Consider the following 19,186-nt stretch of genomic DNA (forward strand, 5'->3'; position numbering starts at 1 on the left):
TTTTTATATTTTTTTTACTAGAAGAGCAGTATCATAGAATAGTTATATTTTTGCTAGGAAGGATGAAAACATGAAACTGTTTAAAAAAGTAGCTGTGCTTGTCTTGATGGGACTGATATCACTGTCGTTCGGGATAACGCCGATATACGCATCAGCAAACACGATCTTAGGACCTGAAGTAACCAACTATATTCAATCCAGAGGTAATACCGTTTCCGTTGGTGTTTACGATGCAAACACGGGTAAAACCTATACATACAACCCTTCTAAAACCTACTATACTGAAAGTGTTGTAAAAATGTCGATGTTAGCAAATGTGCTTTACAAAAAAACACCGATTACAAGTTATGAAAATTCCCTGTTGACTAAAATGATCGAAAATAGTAATAACAGTGCGGCAAGTACAATTTGGCGCCAGCTGGGCAGTGAACAAAAGGTCCAGCCCTTTTTTCAGAAAGTGGGTATGCTTCATACAACTGCCGGTACTGGCGGATGGTGGGGACGCACCACCACAACGGTCTCGGATCAACTTATCATGATGAAATACTTTGCTTTTCGTAATGCATTATTGACTGATTCACAAAGAGCGTATGGTCTGAATCTTATGCGGCACGTCCAGTTGGATCAACGCTGGGGCACAGGTTATGGAATTCCTTCAGGAGTCAGTATTGCCTTAAAAAATGGCTGGGTTACTTCCAATCCGCCAAGTAAACTCTATGTCAATAGTGTCGGATACATAAATGGACAAGGTAAAAACTATGTGATTGCGGTGCTCACCACCAATAATAAATCCTTCTCCTATGGAAAAGATACCATCAATAAGATATCAAGCTTAGTATGGAATGAGGTTCCAGCATCCTTTCCGGTGATTGGATATATCGATGCACCTGCGAATAATTCTACTATTATCGGAAAAAGTATCGTAAAAGGCTGGTTCCTAGATAAAAATGTGGTTTCAAAGGTTGAAATATTAGTAGATGGGATATTGGCGGGTAAAGCGGTCTATAGCGATACGAGATTGGATGTCCAAAAAGCCTATCCTCAATATAACAATAGCAAAGCTGGCTTTCATTACCTGCTTGATACTACCAAGTATAGTAACGGAAAGCATACTGTTACCATTCGCGAAACAAGTATGAATGGGCGTGTCACGACATTACCTGGAAAGACAGTTACAGTCAAACATTGATAACTGTTTTTAAAGTTTGGGGCACACTTGTGAACAATAATAATAGGTAAAATAAGACCGCAACCAAAGATGATTGCGGTCCTGTTTGTTTTTTCCAGAAATCATCGTGCTTTTCTCCCCTTTTGCTCACTTCTTATTATGTCTAGTTATTATTTTTTGCGATCAAGTCTTTACAATTCTAGTTCCCATTCCCATCGAAATAAGGCACATGGATGTTCATGTGCCTTTGTTGTTCCTTTATTAAGAATTCATTTCGACTGTTTCTTTTGCTGTCTGTTTGGACAAAAGCGGACGGTCGTTGTCCCATTGCACCTTAACAGGTAAATTAAAATACTGCGTTAGCATATCGCTTGATATCATCGCCTTCGTTTCACCAGCTGCAAAAACTTGCCCTTTATTCAAAAGTAAGGTTTTACTGAAAGCAGGCAGGATTTCTTCCACATGGTGGGTAACGTAAATCATGGTCGGTGCATCCGGTTTTTTGGTGATCCTTTCAACCGATTCCAATAATTGTTCACGGGCAATAAAATCTAAACCGTTTGTCGGTTCATCAAGAATCAGCAAGGATGGATTGGCCATTAATGCCCGCGCAATAAGGACGCGTTGTTTTTCGCCCTGTGATAGCGTGGTATAATCGCGATTGGCATACTCCATGCAGCCTAGTTCCTCAAGGAGATTAATAGCATTTTCCCTTATTTCGTCCGAGGGTGTCTCGTATAGACCAATCGAGGCAAAGGCTCCGCTTAAGACGACTTCAAATGCATTATCATCCGGGTGAAATTTTTCTTGGAGCGATGATGAAACAAATCCAATCTGTTTACGAAGTTTTTCTCCTAAATAGGTTTTTCCAAACTCCAAATCTAGTACTGTGATTTTCCCCTTCGTCGGGAAATTATAGGCATTGAGTAAATTTAGAATGGCAGTTTTTCCGGAACCATTTAACCCAAATAACACCCAATGTTCTCCTTTCTTCATTTCCCAGTTAATATCCTGCAGAATCCTTTTCCCATCCCGCCTTAAGGAGACATTTTCTAGTTGAACAACCAATTCCATCACACCTTTCATTCTCTAATAATATCAAAATTTTCAGAATCAAAGAAGCAGGAACCCCTACTGTCTAACAGGTTCCTGCTTCACTTATTTTATACGAGAACTGTTTTTAATTTCTCCGTCAGTGCAGGAATGACCTGCTTATAATCCGCAATAACACCAAGATTGGCCCGTTTAAAAATAGGTGCCTCTGCATCCGAATTGATTGCCACCACCGTTTTGGCATTGGTAATCCCGGCTAAGTGCTGACTCGCACCTGAAATACCCACCGCAATATAGAGATCAGGTGCAACGACGGCTCCCGTTTGACCTATCTGGAAATTGGACGGGACCCAGCCTGCATCACACGCGGCCCGGGATGCTCCCACTGCTCCCCCAAGCACATCTGCCAAGGCCTGCAGTTCTGCAAAACCATCAGGACCATCCAGTCCTCGCCCACCAGAAACGATAATGGTTGCATCTTCCAGGCGAATATCTGACAAGGCCGACTGAATTTTCACGACCAGCTTGGTTAAAACAAGGTCTTCTTTAGGCTGGTAGTCTACCGAAATGATCTCCCCCGTCCGAGATTCATCAGGCACAGGCAAGTTTTGACTTTTTTGGCGTATCCCCACTACCACATGAGACCGGTTGGCCGAATATTCTCCAAATGCCTTATCCCCATAAATGGGACGAACCCATGTGATTTTTTGACCCTCGGTTTTAAAATCAACTACTTCCGTTATGGCGGATGCGCCCGTCCTTGTTGCGATCCGGCCCACAAGGTCCTTCCCAATTTGATCAAAGGAAAAGACAAAAATAGCTGCACCGGATTGCTTAAATACGGAAGAAAGACAATCCACATAGACGTCGGCCTGATATTCGGCAAGCAACGGATTAGCAACAGTGTAGACCTTATCCGCACCGCAAGCAATCGCTTCCTCGGAACAAGTCACGGCAGCAGGACCTGTTAAAAGGGCTGCAACTTCTCTACCTGTGCTCTTAGCTAACTGAAAGCCAAACGCTAAAGCCTCTTTAGCTCCCGGACTTAAGGCATCTCCCTGCTGATTTGCAAAAACAAGAATATTAGACATATTTGTCTCCTCCTAAAGAATCTTGAGCTCCAAGAGCTTGTCAGCTAATTCACCTGCGAGTTCTGCTCCATCTGTACCAGGCAAGAGTTCACATGCAACTTCTCTGTTTAACACGTATGCCCGCTCAAGTTTGACGCCGGGTTGACACCGTTCTTCATCCAGCTCGAGATCCACCGTCTCATATCTGTTAATCGGCTTCGTTCGCGCAAGCCGAATATCCTTTACTTTCGGCAGCCTCGGAACATTTGTCTCAGAACTAATAATCGTGAAGACAGCAGGCGCGGGGACACTCACTACGGTGTAACCGCCCTCTGCTTCACGAGTGGCCTTTAAATGACCTGCTTCTATTTCAATTTCGGAAACTGATGTTAGACAAGGCATGCCCAGCTCTTCAGCTAGAACGGGCCCCACCAAACCTTCCTCGATATCACTGGCCTGGCATCCTGTTAAAACTAGCTGAGCGCCGCCAAGTTCCTTGATCGTTTGGGCCAGAATATACCCAACAGCCTGACCGTCTAAATCCTCCCACTCTTCGTCCCAAACCCGAACGGCATTATCAGCGGTGAAAGCAAGCGCCCGGCGCAGGGCATCTTCTGATTCATCATCACCTAAGCAGAGAGCAGTGACAGTCGCGCCTGGCGTTTTGTCGCGAAGCTGAATCGCTAGTTCAAGCGCATTTTCTGCGAAAGAATCCAAGACCAGATCTGAATCTACATTTTCCGGACGATTTGTTTTAGGATCTACCTTGAAATGTCGTGGTGTAATTTCTGGATCGTATGACTGTTTGAGACACACGACGATATGCATTTCCCCATCACCTCTTTATCTATTAAAAAATACAGAATTACTGAACAGTGTTTGTTTTGCTCCCTCTAACTGCTAATCCCCGCTCCCGCTTTGGGTCTGGAGATGCTTCGAGGTTGTAAAGTTCCCGGAGTCGTTCTACTGCTTCCGCAGGCGGCTTGGCATTGAAATAACCGCGGCGGGTCATGTAAACTCCGGAGTTTTTGCGCAAGTCCACTAAGGACTCACACATTTTGATACCGGCAGCAAAAGAATCGATCACGGGAACATCGCCGATTCTCGAGACGCCATGAGTGGCTAGGAACACGTTCATTGGTCCCTCTCCTGGAACAATAATATCGGCCCCGTCCGCAATCGCGGCTTCAGCGGCCTTTTTAAAGGAAGCAATCACGGGTTCCGGGTTATTAAAACCAGCTAGGACTTGATCAAATCCCACTTCAGTTTGGACAATCGGACCGAGCTTACAGCCTAATCCATAGCGGGCAGCATTTTGCCGCAGTTCATCGGCAAGCGGGCCGAGAAAATTAACCACACCAATATGATCTCCCAGCATGGAGGCCATATGAAAGGAGGCTTGGCCATAGCCGACTACCGGAATATCGACTAGTGTTCGGGCTTCTAAGAGACCCACATCGGGAATGGTCGCAATAAACATGGCATCATAGCCAGCCTTTTCAGCCATTAAGGCAGCGCGTACAAACTGTTCGCGGTGCAGGTTTTGCAGGTAAGAATAGGTGATAAACTGCCCCGGATAATGAGTGGGATAGGTTTCTTCCGACATTCCGTGTAAAACGACCTCCACATCGGGCCGGGCAATTCGGCGAACATGGTTGACAATGGCATCGCGATACTGGGGAACGCGGTCGATCGTGGTTAAGCTTTGATGCCAAATTTTCATCTCGATTACCTCCTTTTTAAGAAAAAAGTTGTTAGCTCGCTACTTCGAGTTTTGTTTTATTCGCGGGTTTAAAACATCTTTATTGGCGGTTTTTTCATGTTTACGTGCGGTTCTCACATGCTTATTGGCGGTATCAAATATTTATCGGCGGTTTTTTCATGTTTATCGGCGATTTTCATATATTTATCGGCGGTTTGCACATGTTTATCGGCGGTTTTTACACCTTTATCGACGCTTTCATCTAAAAGACCTTAATTACGTTTTAATTAACTGAGTTAATGCCCTAGCCGCAGCCTAGCGAGTTTTTTTAGGAACAGTTATTGATTTTTGTTTTATCAGCGGTTTGCACATGGTTATCGGCGTTTTTTTCATGTTTATCGGCGATTTCTATATATTTATCGGCAGTTTTCACAAGTTTATCAGCGGTTTTTACACCTTTATCGGCGATAATGCCCTAGCCGCAGCCACCCTGCCAAACACAGCTGCCTTTCCAAGCGAACTTCCCGTCATATAACCTGCACCGTGGAAACCGCCGGTTACCTCTCCAGCCGCATACAATCCCGGAATTGGCTCACCGAACGGATTAAGGACCTCTGCAGCAGAATTGACCGCGACTCCTGCATACGTTGCCAACATCGCCACAGTCGATTCAAAGGCATAAAAGGGGGCCTTTTCAATTGGCGTTGGTTTTCCATAGTTATGTGTTAACGTCTTCCTGCCAAAATCAGGATCCTCGCCGGTTTGAATTCCTTGATTGTACCTAGAAATGGTTTCTTCTAATACCTCCAAAGGTACATCAATACAATCTGCCAGTTCTTCTAACGAATCCGCCATATACAGAAGACGGCGGCGACGGAGCAGCTCTAAATCATAGAGCGGGTCATCTGCCACACTTTTATCCATCACGGTTTGATCCCACACTTGATAAGTAATTTTATCAGGCTGATTGAAGGCTGCTTTTCCCAGCAGCTTATAGGAAATCGACTCATTAACGAATCGTCTTCCCAATTGATTTACCATGATTCCCCCTTTATAAAAGGCCAGCCCCTGCGTTTTAACTGCACCGGAGGTACTCGGGTGGAATCCATATGTTCCGTTCAGATATGGTAAATCACTAACCCAGGCCCCGTGTTCCCAGGCCATTTTAATACCATCTCCATGATTCCCGCTCCCGCCAATTCGAAGGGCTCCCTTTAAATGCGGGGCAAACTGTTCAAGCAATGACTCATCCTTGGCAAAACCACCAGAAGCAATCACTACCCCTTTAGTCGCTTCAACTGTCTGTTCGGTCCCTTCCAGCTCATAAAGGACTCGATCGATTCTTCCTTCTCCGTTCTTTAGCAGGCGCTTGGCAGGTGCACACAAACGTATGGTTACATTCGGCAGCTGTTTTACTCGTTTATATAGTGTTTGAATGGCTTGATGCGGGTCAATAATATGACCACGAGGAACACTGTGGCCGCTTACCGCCTCTAATGAGCGAAACTCGATCCCATGCCCTGTAAGCCATTTATAGGTCTCCAACTGATTCTCTGCATAAAACGTTAGTAACGAAGGGTCGTTCACGCCTCCGCCCACTTCTATAAGGTCGTCTAATAGAGATTGATTGGAATCCACTATGCCTGCCGCCTCTTGCATTTCAGTTCCGGTAAATGCCATATAGCCTGAACTTAAAACAGTGCTCCCGCCCAGCTCGTCTTGTTTTTCAAGGAGGAGGACATGGGCACCTTTCTCTCCAGCCTCGACTGCCGCACACATGCCGGCCAGCCCTCCGCCTAAAATAACCAATTCATAGGATTCCATCGGTTCACATCCTCTTACATTTGTTTTCTATTATTTTTCTAAGTATTAAAGTTTTTACCTTCGTGCGTAATATCGATTGGCTCGGATGAGTCAGTATCTAAATTCTTATCTTTCGTTTCCGGGAAAACCCAAGCCCAAAGACATAAAGCGAAGAAAAATCCTGCTCCCATAAGTATGATCGGTTGGTATCCATAAACCGGAAAGATTGCTGCCGTAATTAAAGGCGGAGCAAATGCAAGTCCTCTTCCAATTTGAAGAGCCCAGGAAATTCCTGTACTTCTTACATCAGTTGGAAATATCTCACTAAACAACGAACCGAAGATGGTAGCCCCATTCGATCCCATGTATAGAAAGAAAATAGGGACAAGTATCCAAAAAGAGTGCAATAATGAATCCCAGGTAAAATATAGAAGCAACCCGCCAGCAGCCGCGATAAATGCTAAGTAAGAAAGGGTAATCCTTCTTCCCCACCGGTCTGCGGTATATCCCCCAATTAGTGAACCAACCAATCCGGCAAAGGCTGTAAAGAATAACCACCAGGCTGTTTTCCCCATTTCGAACCCTTCATATTTTACGAGGTAGGTAGGTAAAAAGTTGGTTATTCCATAATAAGCAAAATATTGAAATACAGCTGCAACCAAAGCTATGATAAATGGCTTCCAAAAACGCTTCAGGCCAAACTTTTTCTTAACGTTGGAAGGGCCGGCAGTTTTAATCGTTTTTTCCCATACCTTTGATTCTTCGACATCCTTTCTAAGATATAGCGCGATTAATATAGGAGCTGCTGAGATGGCAAACGTCCATCTCCAGCCAATAACTGGTAATATAAATCCTCCTATAAATGCTCCCATAAAAATACCTATATAGGCTCCGCCATAGAGAAGAGAGCTCCAAAATCCCCGTTGTTTGGCTGGTACCACTTCACTAACTAGTGCTTGGCCCGCACCGTATTCTCCACCTAGTCCAAAGCCTGCAACCGCCGTCCAAAACACTAACCAAGAATAATCAAAGGTAAATGCTCTCATTAAAGTAGCAAAACAAAAAATTACTAGTGTCCAAATTAGTATCTTTTTACGGCCCACTCTATCTCCAAGTAAACCAAATACAATGCCGCCTAAAGCCAATGAGGCCAATTGAACGGAGAATAAGGATGCTACTTGCCCTGTTGATAATGACAGGGATGCAGCCATTGGAATGACTAAAAAACTGAGGACAAAAACCTCATAGTAATCAAAGATCCAGCCAATATAAGCACCAAAAAAGACTTTATACTTGGCAGAGTCCATTTTTTCCGGTTGATTGGGATAATTAGTTGTGCTCAGTACAAGCCCCTCCCCGCTTTAAACATTTTTTGTTGCAATTAAACTTTAGGAAATTACTTATGGAAGTCCGGCCCAATGAACTCCATCAACAAAAGCCCTTGGGCGGGTTGTTTTAAATAAGATCGCAGCTGATTTATTTATTCGAAGTTTTTGATCACTTCTAATGCGGCTTCACATACCTGCATATCATGTGTATAGTGTCCACCACTAACTCCGATACCACCGATCAGCTCGCCATTAATTTTAATAGGGAAACCTCCTCCGAAAATAACCAATCTTTCGGTGTGGGCAATTCCATGAAGCAATGGCGGGTCATTCTTAATTTTGTCGTACCATTCATGTGTCGGTCTGTTATAAGCAGCTGCGGAAAAGGCTTTATTCTGCGAAATCTCCAAACTTAACACTGGTGCACCGTCCATTGCCGCAAATGCTTTTATATTACCTGGTTTATCAACAATTGCAATGCTAAACGGCATTCCGAGTTCTTCTCCCTTAGCTAGCGCTGCTTCTAATAATTTATTTGCCAATGCTAGACTAATATTTTTTGTTTCTACTACCGTTTTTAAATTTGTCATGATTCTTTCCCCTTCCAACTATTAAAATTAATATTTTTATACATTAACAGGCCGACCGCTGCCAAATGCTTCCACGGCAGTGGCTGTTACAGCAACAGATTTAGGTAAACATAAATCGACAATGACATTGGCGATATCTATCGGTCGCAGCCAATTGTCTTTATTCACATCAGGTGCTAATTCTTCCATCATCTTTGTGTCGACAGGACCTGGACAGACTGCATTTACTCTAATTTTGTATGGCTTTAATTCTTCACCCAATGCTTTGGTGAAACCGATGACCGCATATTTTGATGTAATGTATGCACTTCGATTGGGACCGCCTTTCGTTCCCCAAATAGATGAAAGATTAATAATTACGCCGTGCTTTTTTTCAATCATTTTCTGCACGACTGCCCGTGAACATAAGAAGTTTCCCTTTACATTGACATCTTGTAAAAAGTCCCATTCTTCGACGCTTGTTTCAAGAAATGGTTTTAAACTCATTACACCGGCATTATTTACTAAAATGTCAACGGAGCCTAGTTTTTCTTCTGTTTCTTGGACTGCCTGATAGACATTAAATTCGGAACGAACATCTCCGACCATGGAGATAGCTTCCCCTTTTAATTCATCAATAATATAAGCAGCTGTATCCTTACTTTCCAATTCGTTATCTGAAAAAATAGCTATTTTGGCACCTTGTTTGGCTAAAAGAATACAGGTTTCCCTGCCAATTCCCCTGCCTCCGCCAGTCACAAAGGCTACCTTGTCTTTTAATTCCAAGAAAATCATCCTTCCCTTTAAGATAAATTATTATTGGCTTTTTTCTTAGATTGATTAAACTTCGAGTTTCTTTGATTGACTCACATAGGAAACGGCATGTTCCCCTGCTCTGCGGCCAAAAACAAGCCCTCGTAAAACCGAAGTTCCGCCCGGGTATTTCCCATAATAAAGTCCTGCTGTTTCACCGACCGCATATAAGCCTGGAATAGGATCGTGATCCTGTGAGAGAACTCTGCCATTCGTATCGGTTGCTAACCCGCCATTTGTAAAAACATTTGAGCAGACAATTGGATAGGCAATATAAGGTGCCTGATCGATAGGGATTGCCCAATTTGACTTTGGAGGGGTTATTCCGACCGCTTGTTTACCATCTTTTTTATCCCAGTGAAATTCACCCGGTTGAATCGCGGTGTTAAAGGATTCGACGGTAGCCGTTAATTGTTCAGCCGGCACGCCAATCTTCTCGGCTAATTCTTCAAGCGTGTCAGCAACTATAGCAGGTTTATCCGTTTCTACTGCGCGCTCATAATTTGGAAGATCATACATTTTTTGATCACCAATCATATACGCGATATGACCAGGAAGATCATGGAAGATTTTTCGGGCTACTTCTTCATATTGCTCATCGACAGTTGTTTTTCCCTCATCGACAAAACGGTTTCCATTTTGATCAACCAAAATGAAGTAAGGATAGGTCATAACAGCCGCTTCTTCCCGCTTGCTTCTTGGGTCGACCGGTTCAGCATGGAACGAATCAAACTGGCCAGCTGTTTTGGCCCCGATAGACATTGCCATCCGAATGCCTTCCCCTTTGTTGAATAAGCCGCCCTCGGCAACTGTCCGAATCTTATGGGCATCTCTGCCAACATATTGGGCCATCATCTCTTGATTTCCCTGGAATCCACCGGAAGCTAATACAACTGCTCCGACTGTTAATTCGAGGGATGTTCCGCCTTTTACACGGATCATTAATCCATTGACGCTACCTTCTTCATCTAAAAGTAATTTCCAAGCAGCCGCTTCATAAATAATCTCAACACCCAGTCCACCTGCGCGGCGCGCTAATGTGTCAATAATCGCCCGTCCGCCGCCCACTGGCAATAACCGCGGCTTCGATGCGGTTAAAAACATAGTTGGCAGGTAGTCGAACTCAACGCCTTTTTCCTCTACCCACCGTAATGTGCTGCCGGCGTTCTCGGCGAGAGTTTCAATGTACTCTCGATCGGAATAGTTGTCTGAAAAAGCCAGCATATCTTCTACGAAGTTGTCAGCGACTTCATCAAGATTTTTCATCCGCATATAAGAGGCAGTCCAACGGGAGTTTCCACCCCTATGATCATAATCAGCTCGTTCCAGGATGGCGATTTTTAAGTTTTTATTGGATTTCTTTGCCGTTTCTGCGGCAGCTAATGCTGCTGAGGTACCAGCTACGCCACATCCAATTATTACAATGTCATAATCTACTTCTCTCACCACTTCAGCATCCTCCTCTAAATGAGTCTTTACTTATTAATTAATGACTGATTTTCTGCATACTTGTTTTCCCATTCTTTAATCTGATTGAGTTTAAAGAGGGATTGACGCTCTTCCCATGTACAGATCAACTCGTGAACATTCACTTGTGAACCTTCTGCTTTTAAGATTTTTAGTGACTCCGTGATACCTTTAATCGCTGAACGAAGAACGGTATTCGCGCACAGCATGATCTTAAAGCCAATCTCTTCCGCTTCTTTTAAAGAAACCAGTGGAGTTTTACCGCCTTCTACCAGATTAATGATTTGGGGTATCCCGGTTAATGAGCTAGTAATCTGATGAAGTTGTTCCATTGTCGTAGGTGCTTCTACGAAGATGATGTCAGCTCCAGCCTCCGCATAAGCATGTGCCCGGTCCAAGGCATCCTCCATCCCATTTACAGCTAATGCATCAGTCCGGGCAATAATCGCCAGGTTTTCATCTTGCCTTGTATCCAAAGCAGCTTTGATTTTTCCAACCATTTCACCTTTTGAAATCACATCTTTTCCATTGAAGTGGCCGCATTTCTTCGGCGACACTTGGTCTTCCATTTGAATAGCCGCAACACCAGCTCGTTCAAACTCACGAACCGTCCGCATAACGTTAATGGCATTACCAAACCCTGTATCGGCATCGACGACAATCGGAATTGTTGTTATATCAGCCATGCGGGCTACGATATCAACCACTTCCTTTAAAGAAGTCAGCCCGACATCGGCCCAGCCTAATTGGGCATTAGATATTCCAGCCCCAGTGGCATATATTGCTTTAAACCCAATTTCTTCTATTAATCTAGCAGACATCGAATCATAAGCTCCTGGCAGGATAAATGATCCTCGTTGTTTCAAAAGTTCCTGGAACTCTTTCGTTTTATTCATTTATTGGATCTCCTTTTTATTTAAGTTTAGATAAATTTTGTGAATTTTCAGCCATTTTACATTAGTCCTTCATTCCTTATGATTCACTCCAGGCAAAACTCAATTTCGAGGAGTGTAACCATTTTTGTTCGGCAGCCGGCTCCTTTCCTACTTCGCTAATTCGCCGGTGCCAAGTGACTGAAACAGCCTTTTCACTGTTTTTGACTAGCTCGGAAATCCTTAAAAGCGGCATTAATTTTTTCTCACTTGTGACGACCACATCCGTGTCTTGAGAATAACAACCTCCAGTTAATGTAACCGCATATCTGCCGGGGGCAGGCATGGTATAGTAAGGCTGAATCTGAAGGGCACCGCCGTCCCATTCGCATCCCACTTCATAGGAACGTCCTAAAAAGGCAGGCAAGTCTTCTACATTTCCCTTTGATAATTTCTCTCGAATGCTTGTTGAACTAATTTTCTCTCCACGCCATTCCACCTTATTGACTTTTGTTACTTTGAGGATTTCGCCTGAATCTCGTTTCAAGCGTTCCATATGCCCTTCACCGCGAAAGCCATACGTATAATCAAAACCAGCAACTGCATGGACCACACCGAGATCGAGTAAATATTTAGCAGCAAACTTTTCTGGCGACAGCGATGCGAACTCCCGATCGAATTCAACAATATAAAAAATATCGACACCAAGTTCAGAGAACAGTTTCTCTTTATCAGGTAACGGCATTAGATAGTCTACTTTTGTTTTCCCATTTGATAAAACGGTTTTGGGATGCGGAAAAAAACTCATTACCGTTAAGAGTAGATTTTCCTCTTTTGCCTTCCTAAGAGCTGTTTGAATGACTTCACGGTGACCGATATGAATGCCGTCAAAAAATCCTAGCGCCATGATACTCGGTTTTGCCTTTTGCTGCCAGTGTGTCAGATTATCGGGATTCAAATAAATCGTTTCCATGCAGGTGCCTCCTTCTTTGTTCACATTAAGCCTTACCCATTAATCGATACGTCAAAGCCGAATTGTGATTTTCCAAACGCTTCAACCGAGTCTTCGTAAAGATTGGATCGGTGTGTGCATACTGCCAAAAGATCGCGTATGAACATTTCAATTGGATCTCCTTTAAACATCGAAAAGCCACCAAGTGTCAACAAAACTTTCACCGCAATGTCCGCTACGTTTTTGGTGATTTTTGCCCTAATTGCAGCAAATTCACCGCGTTTATCTTCTTTTCCCATTTCATAGTTTTCTAATAAGGAAATATATTTGTCTAAAAGACCTTCTGATTCGTAATATTTAATCGTTAATTCTGCTAATACCCCCTGATGACGGGAATCTTTAGCAGAGTTTCCTCCTAATCGGACCCGCTGCTCCGTCCGTTTCTTAAATTCCTCCAATAAACGCTCCGCGCCGCCAAGGGCGACCATCGGGAATCCGATACAAAAAGATGAGAAAAATGGAACATCATAAAGAGGATAGTCTTTATCATAACCTTCTGGAGGTCTGCCTGTACGATCTGCGACAGTAAGCCGGATTAAATGATGCTTTGGCACATAGACATTATCAACAATTACCTGGTTGCTTCCTGTTCCCCTAAGTCCTAACGTATCCCAATTTTCTACTATTTGTACATCAGATACAGGTAATGTCAGCATGCATAGTTCATTTTCTTCGTTGTCGTCTACTTTTATTTTTACTGCAAGAGAAACCCAGTCGCTATATAAGATTCCGCTTACAAAACTATACTTACCGGTGATCCGATAACCATCCCCATCCTTTTCCACTTTCCCAATGGGAGCAAAGATATCTGCGATTAACCCACCTTGTTTAACCACCTCTTCTGCTCCCTGTTTCGTCATAAAAGCTACTAAACTATTATGAATGGAATAAAGAAAAGTTAACCAAGCAGCAGAGGTATTATATTTTCCAACCGTGCGGATAATCTGGGAATACTCTCTTAAATTTACTTGAGGCTCTCCGTATTTTTTCGGCAGTAATAACTTGGATAACCGTGCTTCTTTCATCGCATCAATGACATTTTTTGAAACAGTTTTATTCTGATCTGCTTCGAGCGCTTCCGATTCTGCGATTTTTCCAACCATTTCTGCCCCTTTTAACAACAAACTCAAATCGGACTTGTTTTCATCCAAAACATTGTTCACCATCATTCGCACCCCTTTTCATTTTTTCTCCAGTTTTTTTTACTGAATTTAAGTTCATCACCTTATATCTTTAGACCATTGCTTTCCTTCGCCTTATGGACAAATCGTGCAGCATTTTCACCTGCAATTTTTCCAAAAACAGAACCTGCCATTAAGCCGGCACCACCAGGATAATTAAAGTAGAATAAACCGCCTACTAGCTCACCGGCTCCATATAATCCTGGAATCGATTGATATAAAACGTCCTGCACCTCGGCGTTCGAATTTATTTTCAACCCGCCAAAAGTAAAGGTGATACCGCATGTAACAGCGTAGGCTTCAAACGGGCCTTCATCCAGGGTATTTGCCCAATTGGATTTCTGAACCGCCAGCCCTTCTGTACGCTTGCCATCCTTGATAGTAGGATTAAATGGAATATCAGCACGGACCGCCTCATTGTACTCCTTCACAGTTTGTAAAAATCCATTTGGATCGACACCGTCAAGTTTCTCGGCCAATTCTTCCAATGTATCTGCTTTCACTTTTGTTACTTGTTTGCCGCGATATTCTTCCCGTAATAGACCAGACACCTTTTGATCAAATATCTGCCAGGCAAATTGCCCAGTCTGTTCCAGTATCAGCTTGCCGTATTTTGCATACGTATAGTTGCGAAAGTCTGCACCTTCATCAACAAAGCGTTTGCCCTCCGCATTGACGATAATGCCAAATGGATAGCTTAGCCTTTGAAAGCCTTCCGTGAATTCCGGCAGGTACCGGTCTCCGCCCACCGAATGGCAGCCTGACCAGTTTCCACTGGCAATTGCACCAATATTTAATGCCATTTGAATCCCTTCACCCGTGTTATAACGGCTGCCTCTTGCATGAGCTAAATCCCATTTCGGACCTAAATACCGTGTCCGCATTTCCGGATTGGCGTGAAAGCCCCCAGAAGCTAAGATTACTGCTTTAGCACGGACCTCCGAGGTTCTCCCTTTATGTTTAAAAATAACCCCATGGACTCCATCATCATCATGAATCAGTTCTGACGCCATGGCATTAAATAATACTTGCACACCTAACCGCGAGGCTTCCTCATGCAGTGACCCGACTAAACCTGGACCACCGCCGACCGATTCAGCAATCATACCGCCCCAAAATTTAAATTTACCATCTACTTTAAATGCTTGTCGGCCATAAATCGGCACAAATCGAACTTTATGGGATACCAGCCATTTCATCGTTTCAAAACTATTTCCAGTTAGAAGTGACGCGAGCTCTGGATCGGTACGGTATTCCGTCATGCGGCACATATCATTAAAAAATTCCTCTTCCGGATAGAATCCAAAGTCTGTGATGGCAAAATCTTCTGCAGTCAGATCAGGCATGATTTGTTGTAAGTCTTCATTGCCGTCATATGCAAACCGAATCGAACCATGGGTGAATGTGCTGTTTCCGCCTTTTTCGGATTCAGGTGCCTTTTCCAGCACCGTAACCGAAGCGCCATTTTCTCGTGCGGATATGGCCGCACACATAGCAGCATTTCCAGCTCCTATAACCACTATATCTGTTTCAAATTTTCGTATTACAGTCACAAGCCTCTCCCTTTCTTTTAAAAAAGCTGACTCAATCTGGTGATGAGTCAGCACTATATTTAAGCTTCAATGGTCGGCTTATTCATTTCCTTATCCATCACGGAATCACCCCAGTAGGTGTTGCCAATCGAGTGCTCTGCTTCCGTCCACTCCACCGGCTCCCAATCGGGTTCCAGTATTAAATAGGAACCGCTAAACAATTCCACTCGGCAGCCGCTGCCAGGATCTAATACATAGAGATAAAAAGCTTGAGATACACCATGCTTTCCAGGTCCGATAAAATTAATCCCGTTTTCTTTTAAAATATCAGCAGCTCTTAAAATGTCTTGGGCGTTATCATGCCAATACGAAATATGATGAAGCTGATTAGGAGTTTCTGCCTGGGGTCTTGAAATGACAGCAATATCGTGAACCAAAGGGGTAACACTCATCCAGCCCGCAACGGTTTTACCACTATTGTATTTAACATATTCGCGAAGCTTAAAGCCTAGCTGGCTTCCCAAGTAGTCAATAATTTCACCAACATCCATCGAAGTAGCAATATTGACATGATCAAATCTTCGAGGCGAGCAGCCGCGGGCCCATGATTTATAGGTCTGATTTTTCAAGACGGATCGTCTCTTTTCATCTGCCTTCGGTTTTTCTACGTCATAATAGATTTCGAAAGAATGCTGACTCGGCAGTTTAAACCGGATTGCCCGTCCTTGCCCTGTCTCTTCGCCTGCTTCAATCCATCTGACTTCTGTTCCAGCTTGTTCCAACAGTTGCGCAAATCCTTCAACATCCTCAGGACGCTTGGTTCTCCAGGCAATGTGATCAATGTAGCCTCGTGCGCCCCTTGTAAGGGAAAGTGTATGATGTTCAAAGTCACCCCAGGCCCGCAAATAATAAGTTCCATTTTTCTCTTCGGTCACTTCCAACCCAATTACATCCCTGAAAAACCAAAGCGATTTTTCAAGGTCTGGCGTAACAAGGGCCACATGTCCCAGCTTGGCAATTTCCGGTAAAGTCATCCCCAAAACCTCCATTATAATTTAGTAGAAAAATAATCTTGGATTAATTGATTAAAACTATCTTTCTGTTCGATTTGCGTCCAATGCCCTGTTTGACCGTAGACATGAAGCTGGACATTTGGCAAATAAGATAGCAGGTAATAGCTTGACTCAATCGAGCAAACCATATCGTCTCGTCCGTGTACTAATAAAATGGGGTGTTGAATTCGTTTTAAAGCCGTAACCGGTACCGGAACAGCAGCAGTAGCAAAGATGGCATCATTGGAGCGTTGAATTTCCGGACGCATTGCGGTTTCATAACGGGATTCTGCCAGAGCATCAATTTCCGGTGCTAGTTTTTCAGCATCATAGACAAACCAACTCATAATCTGGCGCATTTTCTTTTCCGACGGATGATCATAGAATCCCTTCGCACGGGCAAGCTCTGTACTAAGTTTGGTATTAGGTGTCCCGCCTGGTCCCATTAAGACAACGCGATCAAACCGTTCCGGATGCTCCAAGAGTAATTCTAAAGCGATCGAACAACCCAGCGAATTGCCCACTACATGAGCTTTTTGAATTCCTAATTCATCCAACAGTTCGATGAGCTGATTGACCCACAGATCTGTCCAGCCCTGACGATTCTTGGGCAGTGTTTCAGGATGGCTGCTATTACCGAAACCAAGCAGGTCAGGAGCAAGACAATCATATTGCTCACTGCAGGCATTTAAGGCATAGCGCCAATTTGCCCATGCGTACACCCCAGGGCCGGATCCGTGTAAAAATAAAATGGCCTCAGAGTTTCCTTCACCAGTTCGATTAAGAAATGTTTCAAAGTTTTTAGTTTTAATAACTTGTTGTTTGATTCGATCCAAATTAAATTCTCCCCTTTGTAAGTAAAGTTAATGAAACCCTTTACATTTCTTCGTTTTCTAGTTCTTGCTTAAATTTTAGAAAATTGAGTATGGTAATTCTAGAGAAAAAACCATTTGATTTATTTCTCTTTTTAACCACTTTTTATTGGTTTTTTAGAATTTTTATACATAAAAAAATCCGGGTATTACGCCCGGATTTGAGTACGGTCACCTTAATTTGGTACTTCTATAATACTGTCTTCTACTATATCTGATTTATCCTTTGGGAATAATTTAAGAGTTGTAAGAGTAATCAAACTGATTAGGAGGAAGCCTGCGATAATGAACATGGCTTGGGTAAAATTGAATATCCCCATAATCATCGGTCCCACGAATCCCCCCAACGAGGAAAGAGTGCTTACTAACGCGATTCCAGCTGGTGCCGTTGATTCAGAGAAAAAGAAGGTAATATAAGCATAAAAAGTTCCGGAAATCCCATATAATCCTGCAGAAGTAATCGAAAGCATTAAAACCATCATGGGAACACTTGACACGAAGGCACACCCTAAAAAGCCAATCATTGCCACTGTCACACATGCTGCTAAATGCCATTTGTGTGAATTCGTCCGATCGGCATTCCACCCCGTAAACAGAATAGACGGAATAGCTATAATAGAAGGAATCATGGCCAGCCAGCCGATCTGCAGATTGGTTGTAGAAGAGGCAGATAAAGATTTAATGATCGTTGGCATCCAGTACGACAGGGCATTGACTGCGATAAAACCAGCAATATTAAATAAAGCTAATTTCCAAACTTTTGAATCCTTCAACATACCTAGATGGGAGGTTTTATTTAACTTTGCACTTAAGGCTCGCTCCTTGTCCAATTCCTCTTCGAGCCAGGTCTTTTCCGCTTCGGTTAACCACTTCGCATTGGCTGGTTTATTGGTCAAATAAAATAAAACAACAATCCCCAAAAGTACAGCCGGTATTCCTTCGATAATAAACATCCATCTCCAGCCTGCTAAACCCCCCCACGCAATGGTGTCCATAATCCAGGTTGACAGTGGGGCCCCAATTAACGCACTTAATGGCAAGGCAACGAAAAATAACGCAGTTGCCCGCCCCCTCTCACGGCTTCGAAACCAATAGGTTAAGTATAGGACGATTCCAGGAACAAAGCCTGCTTCAGCTGCACCCAGTAAAAACCGTAAAATGTATAGGTGAGTGGCGGATTGAATAAATGCTGTTAAGATCACCACAATTCCCCACGAAATCATAATTCGTGAAATCCATAATTTTGCCCCTACCTTGTGCATAATCAAATTACTTGGAACTTCAAAGATAAAATAGCTGATAAAGAATAAGCCTGACAGCATGCCGAATGCCTCGGCGGTTAAGGCCAAATCAGCATTCATTTCTAAAGCAGCATAGCCCATATTAACCCTGTCCAAGAAAGCCACAACATATAAAAGTAAAATAAACGGCAAAATTCTTTTCATCGTTTTCTTGACTGTACTTTTTTCAACCGATAGACCTTGATTCAATATCGTTTCCCCCTATCTATTAGTGAAAACCCTTACATTTAATGATTTTAGAAAATTCAATCATTTGTATCTAGAATAAAAAGTAGTTAACTTCATGTGATTTTTAAATAATTTATATTGGAAATGATTTTTCGGAAATTTTTATTAGTTTTTTTAACAAAAGGCTGTGTTATCCTGTATGTTGATTTCCGCTCCAGGCGGC

The 19,186-nt window shown here is 43.2% G+C and carries 17 protein-coding genes; 1 reads left to right on the forward strand and 16 read right to left on the reverse strand.

The window, feature by feature from the left end; genetic code table 11:
* The first annotated feature begins 70 nt into the window (after positions 1-70).
* Positions 71-1,189, forward strand: a complete 1,119-nt coding sequence (locus tag V7077_RS07140) for a serine hydrolase (RefSeq protein WP_335499871.1) — start codon at positions 71-73, stop codon at positions 1,187-1,189.
* 240 nt (positions 1,190-1,429) lie between these two features.
* Here V7077_RS07140 and V7077_RS07145 read toward each other — a convergent pair whose 3' ends face one another.
* The 16 genes from V7077_RS07145 to V7077_RS07220 form a co-directional block, all read right to left on the reverse strand.
* Positions 1,430-2,236 carry an ABC transporter ATP-binding protein gene (locus V7077_RS07145; RefSeq protein WP_335499874.1) on the reverse strand — a complete coding sequence of 269 codons (807 nt, stop codon included), beginning with the start codon at positions 2,234-2,236 and terminating at the stop codon, positions 1,430-1,432.
* A gap of 95 nt (positions 2,237-2,331) precedes the next feature.
* Positions 2,332-3,312, reverse strand: coding sequence for an electron transfer flavoprotein subunit alpha/FixB family protein (locus V7077_RS07150; protein WP_335499876.1), 981 nt, complete (start codon positions 3,310-3,312; stop codon positions 2,332-2,334).
* A 12-nt stretch (positions 3,313-3,324) separates the two neighbouring features.
* Entirely contained in the window at positions 3,325-4,107 is a 783-nt protein-coding gene (locus V7077_RS07155) for an electron transfer flavoprotein subunit beta/FixA family protein (protein ID WP_335499878.1), read from the reverse strand.
* Between the two features lie 49 nt (positions 4,108-4,156).
* The gene (locus tag V7077_RS07160) at positions 4,157-5,014 is read right to left on the reverse strand and encodes an aspartate/glutamate racemase family protein (RefSeq protein ID WP_335499881.1); all 858 of its coding nucleotides are present in this window, start codon (positions 5,012-5,014) and stop codon (positions 4,157-4,159) included.
* A gap of 429 nt (positions 5,015-5,443) precedes the next feature.
* Positions 5,444-6,817 (reverse strand): FAD-dependent oxidoreductase, encoded by a 1,374-nt coding sequence (locus V7077_RS07165; RefSeq protein WP_335499883.1) that lies wholly within the window; start codon positions 6,815-6,817, stop codon positions 5,444-5,446.
* Between the two features lie 38 nt (positions 6,818-6,855).
* A complete protein-coding gene (locus tag V7077_RS07170; protein ID WP_335499886.1) occupies positions 6,856-8,103 on the reverse strand; it encodes an MFS transporter in 1,248 nt (415 codons plus the stop codon).
* Positions 8,104-8,276: 173 nt separating this feature from the next.
* Positions 8,277-8,714, reverse strand: coding sequence for a GlcG/HbpS family heme-binding protein (locus tag V7077_RS07175; RefSeq protein WP_335499887.1), 438 nt, complete (start codon positions 8,712-8,714; stop codon positions 8,277-8,279).
* Positions 8,715-8,750: 36 nt separating this feature from the next.
* Positions 8,751-9,488 (reverse strand): SDR family NAD(P)-dependent oxidoreductase, encoded by a 738-nt coding sequence (locus V7077_RS07180; protein WP_335499890.1) that lies wholly within the window; start codon positions 9,486-9,488, stop codon positions 8,751-8,753.
* 45 nt (positions 9,489-9,533) lie between these two features.
* A complete protein-coding gene (locus V7077_RS07185) occupies positions 9,534-10,955 on the reverse strand; it encodes an FAD-binding protein (RefSeq protein ID WP_335499893.1) in 1,422 nt (473 codons plus the stop codon).
* Between the two features lie 26 nt (positions 10,956-10,981).
* Positions 10,982-11,869 (reverse strand): isocitrate lyase/PEP mutase family protein, encoded by an 888-nt coding sequence (locus V7077_RS07190; RefSeq protein ID WP_335499896.1) that lies wholly within the window; start codon positions 11,867-11,869, stop codon positions 10,982-10,984.
* Between the two features lie 76 nt (positions 11,870-11,945).
* Positions 11,946-12,818 carry an FAD synthetase family protein gene (locus V7077_RS07195; RefSeq protein ID WP_335499900.1) on the reverse strand — a complete coding sequence of 291 codons (873 nt, stop codon included), beginning with the start codon at positions 12,816-12,818 and terminating at the stop codon, positions 11,946-11,948.
* Between the two features lie 32 nt (positions 12,819-12,850).
* The gene (locus V7077_RS07200) at positions 12,851-14,023 is read right to left on the reverse strand and encodes an acyl-CoA dehydrogenase family protein (RefSeq protein WP_335499904.1); all 1,173 of its coding nucleotides are present in this window, start codon (positions 14,021-14,023) and stop codon (positions 12,851-12,853) included.
* 59 nt (positions 14,024-14,082) lie between these two features.
* Positions 14,083-15,591, reverse strand: a complete 1,509-nt coding sequence (tcuA, locus tag V7077_RS07205; protein ID WP_335499907.1) for an FAD-dependent tricarballylate dehydrogenase TcuA — start codon at positions 15,589-15,591, stop codon at positions 14,083-14,085.
* A gap of 59 nt (positions 15,592-15,650) precedes the next feature.
* The gene (locus V7077_RS07210) at positions 15,651-16,604 is read right to left on the reverse strand and encodes a VOC family protein (RefSeq protein ID WP_335499909.1); all 954 of its coding nucleotides are present in this window, start codon (positions 16,602-16,604) and stop codon (positions 15,651-15,653) included.
* Between the two features lie 14 nt (positions 16,605-16,618).
* Positions 16,619-17,458 carry an alpha/beta fold hydrolase gene (locus tag V7077_RS07215; RefSeq protein ID WP_335499911.1) on the reverse strand — a complete coding sequence of 280 codons (840 nt, stop codon included), beginning with the start codon at positions 17,456-17,458 and terminating at the stop codon, positions 16,619-16,621.
* A gap of 212 nt (positions 17,459-17,670) precedes the next feature.
* Positions 17,671-18,984 carry an MFS transporter gene (locus tag V7077_RS07220; protein ID WP_335499913.1) on the reverse strand — a complete coding sequence of 438 codons (1,314 nt, stop codon included), beginning with the start codon at positions 18,982-18,984 and terminating at the stop codon, positions 17,671-17,673.
* Positions 18,985-19,186 lie beyond the last annotated feature (202 nt).

Origin of the sequence: Neobacillus vireti (assembly GCF_036962465.1) — a bacterium.
Lineage (GTDB): Bacteria > Bacillota > Bacilli > Bacillales > Cytobacillaceae > Neobacillus > Neobacillus vireti_B.

Bases quoted from the DNA above. Each gene is read 5' to 3' on its own strand.
- V7077_RS07140 (WP_335499871.1), top strand. From the start codon at position 71: ATGAAACTGTTTAAAAAAGTAGCTGTGCTTGTCTTGATGGGACTGATA.
- V7077_RS07150 (WP_335499876.1), bottom strand. From the start codon at position 3,312: ATGTCTAATATTCTTGTTTTTGCAAATCAGCAGGGAGATGCCTTAAGT.
- V7077_RS07160 (WP_335499881.1), bottom strand. From the start codon at position 5,014: ATGAAAATTTGGCATCAAAGCTTAACCACGATCGACCGCGTTCCCCAG.
- V7077_RS07165 (WP_335499883.1), bottom strand. From the start codon at position 6,817: ATGGAATCCTATGAATTGGTTATTTTAGGCGGAGGGCTGGCCGGCATG.
- V7077_RS07170 (WP_335499886.1), bottom strand. From the start codon at position 8,103: ATGGACTCTGCCAAGTATAAAGTCTTTTTTGGTGCTTATATTGGCTGG.
- V7077_RS07175 (WP_335499887.1), bottom strand. From the start codon at position 8,714: ATGACAAATTTAAAAACGGTAGTAGAAACAAAAAATATTAGTCTAGCA.
- V7077_RS07180 (WP_335499890.1), bottom strand. From the start codon at position 9,488: ATGATTTTCTTGGAATTAAAAGACAAGGTAGCCTTTGTGACTGGCGGA.
- V7077_RS07190 (WP_335499896.1), bottom strand. From the start codon at position 11,869: ATGAATAAAACGAAAGAGTTCCAGGAACTTTTGAAACAACGAGGATCA.
- V7077_RS07195 (WP_335499900.1), bottom strand. From the start codon at position 12,818: ATGGAAACGATTTATTTGAATCCCGATAATCTGACACACTGGCAGCAA.
- V7077_RS07200 (WP_335499904.1), bottom strand. From the start codon at position 14,023: ATGGTGAACAATGTTTTGGATGAAAACAAGTCCGATTTGAGTTTGTTG.
- V7077_RS07210 (WP_335499909.1), bottom strand. From the start codon at position 16,604: ATGACTTTACCGGAAATTGCCAAGCTGGGACATGTGGCCCTTGTTACG.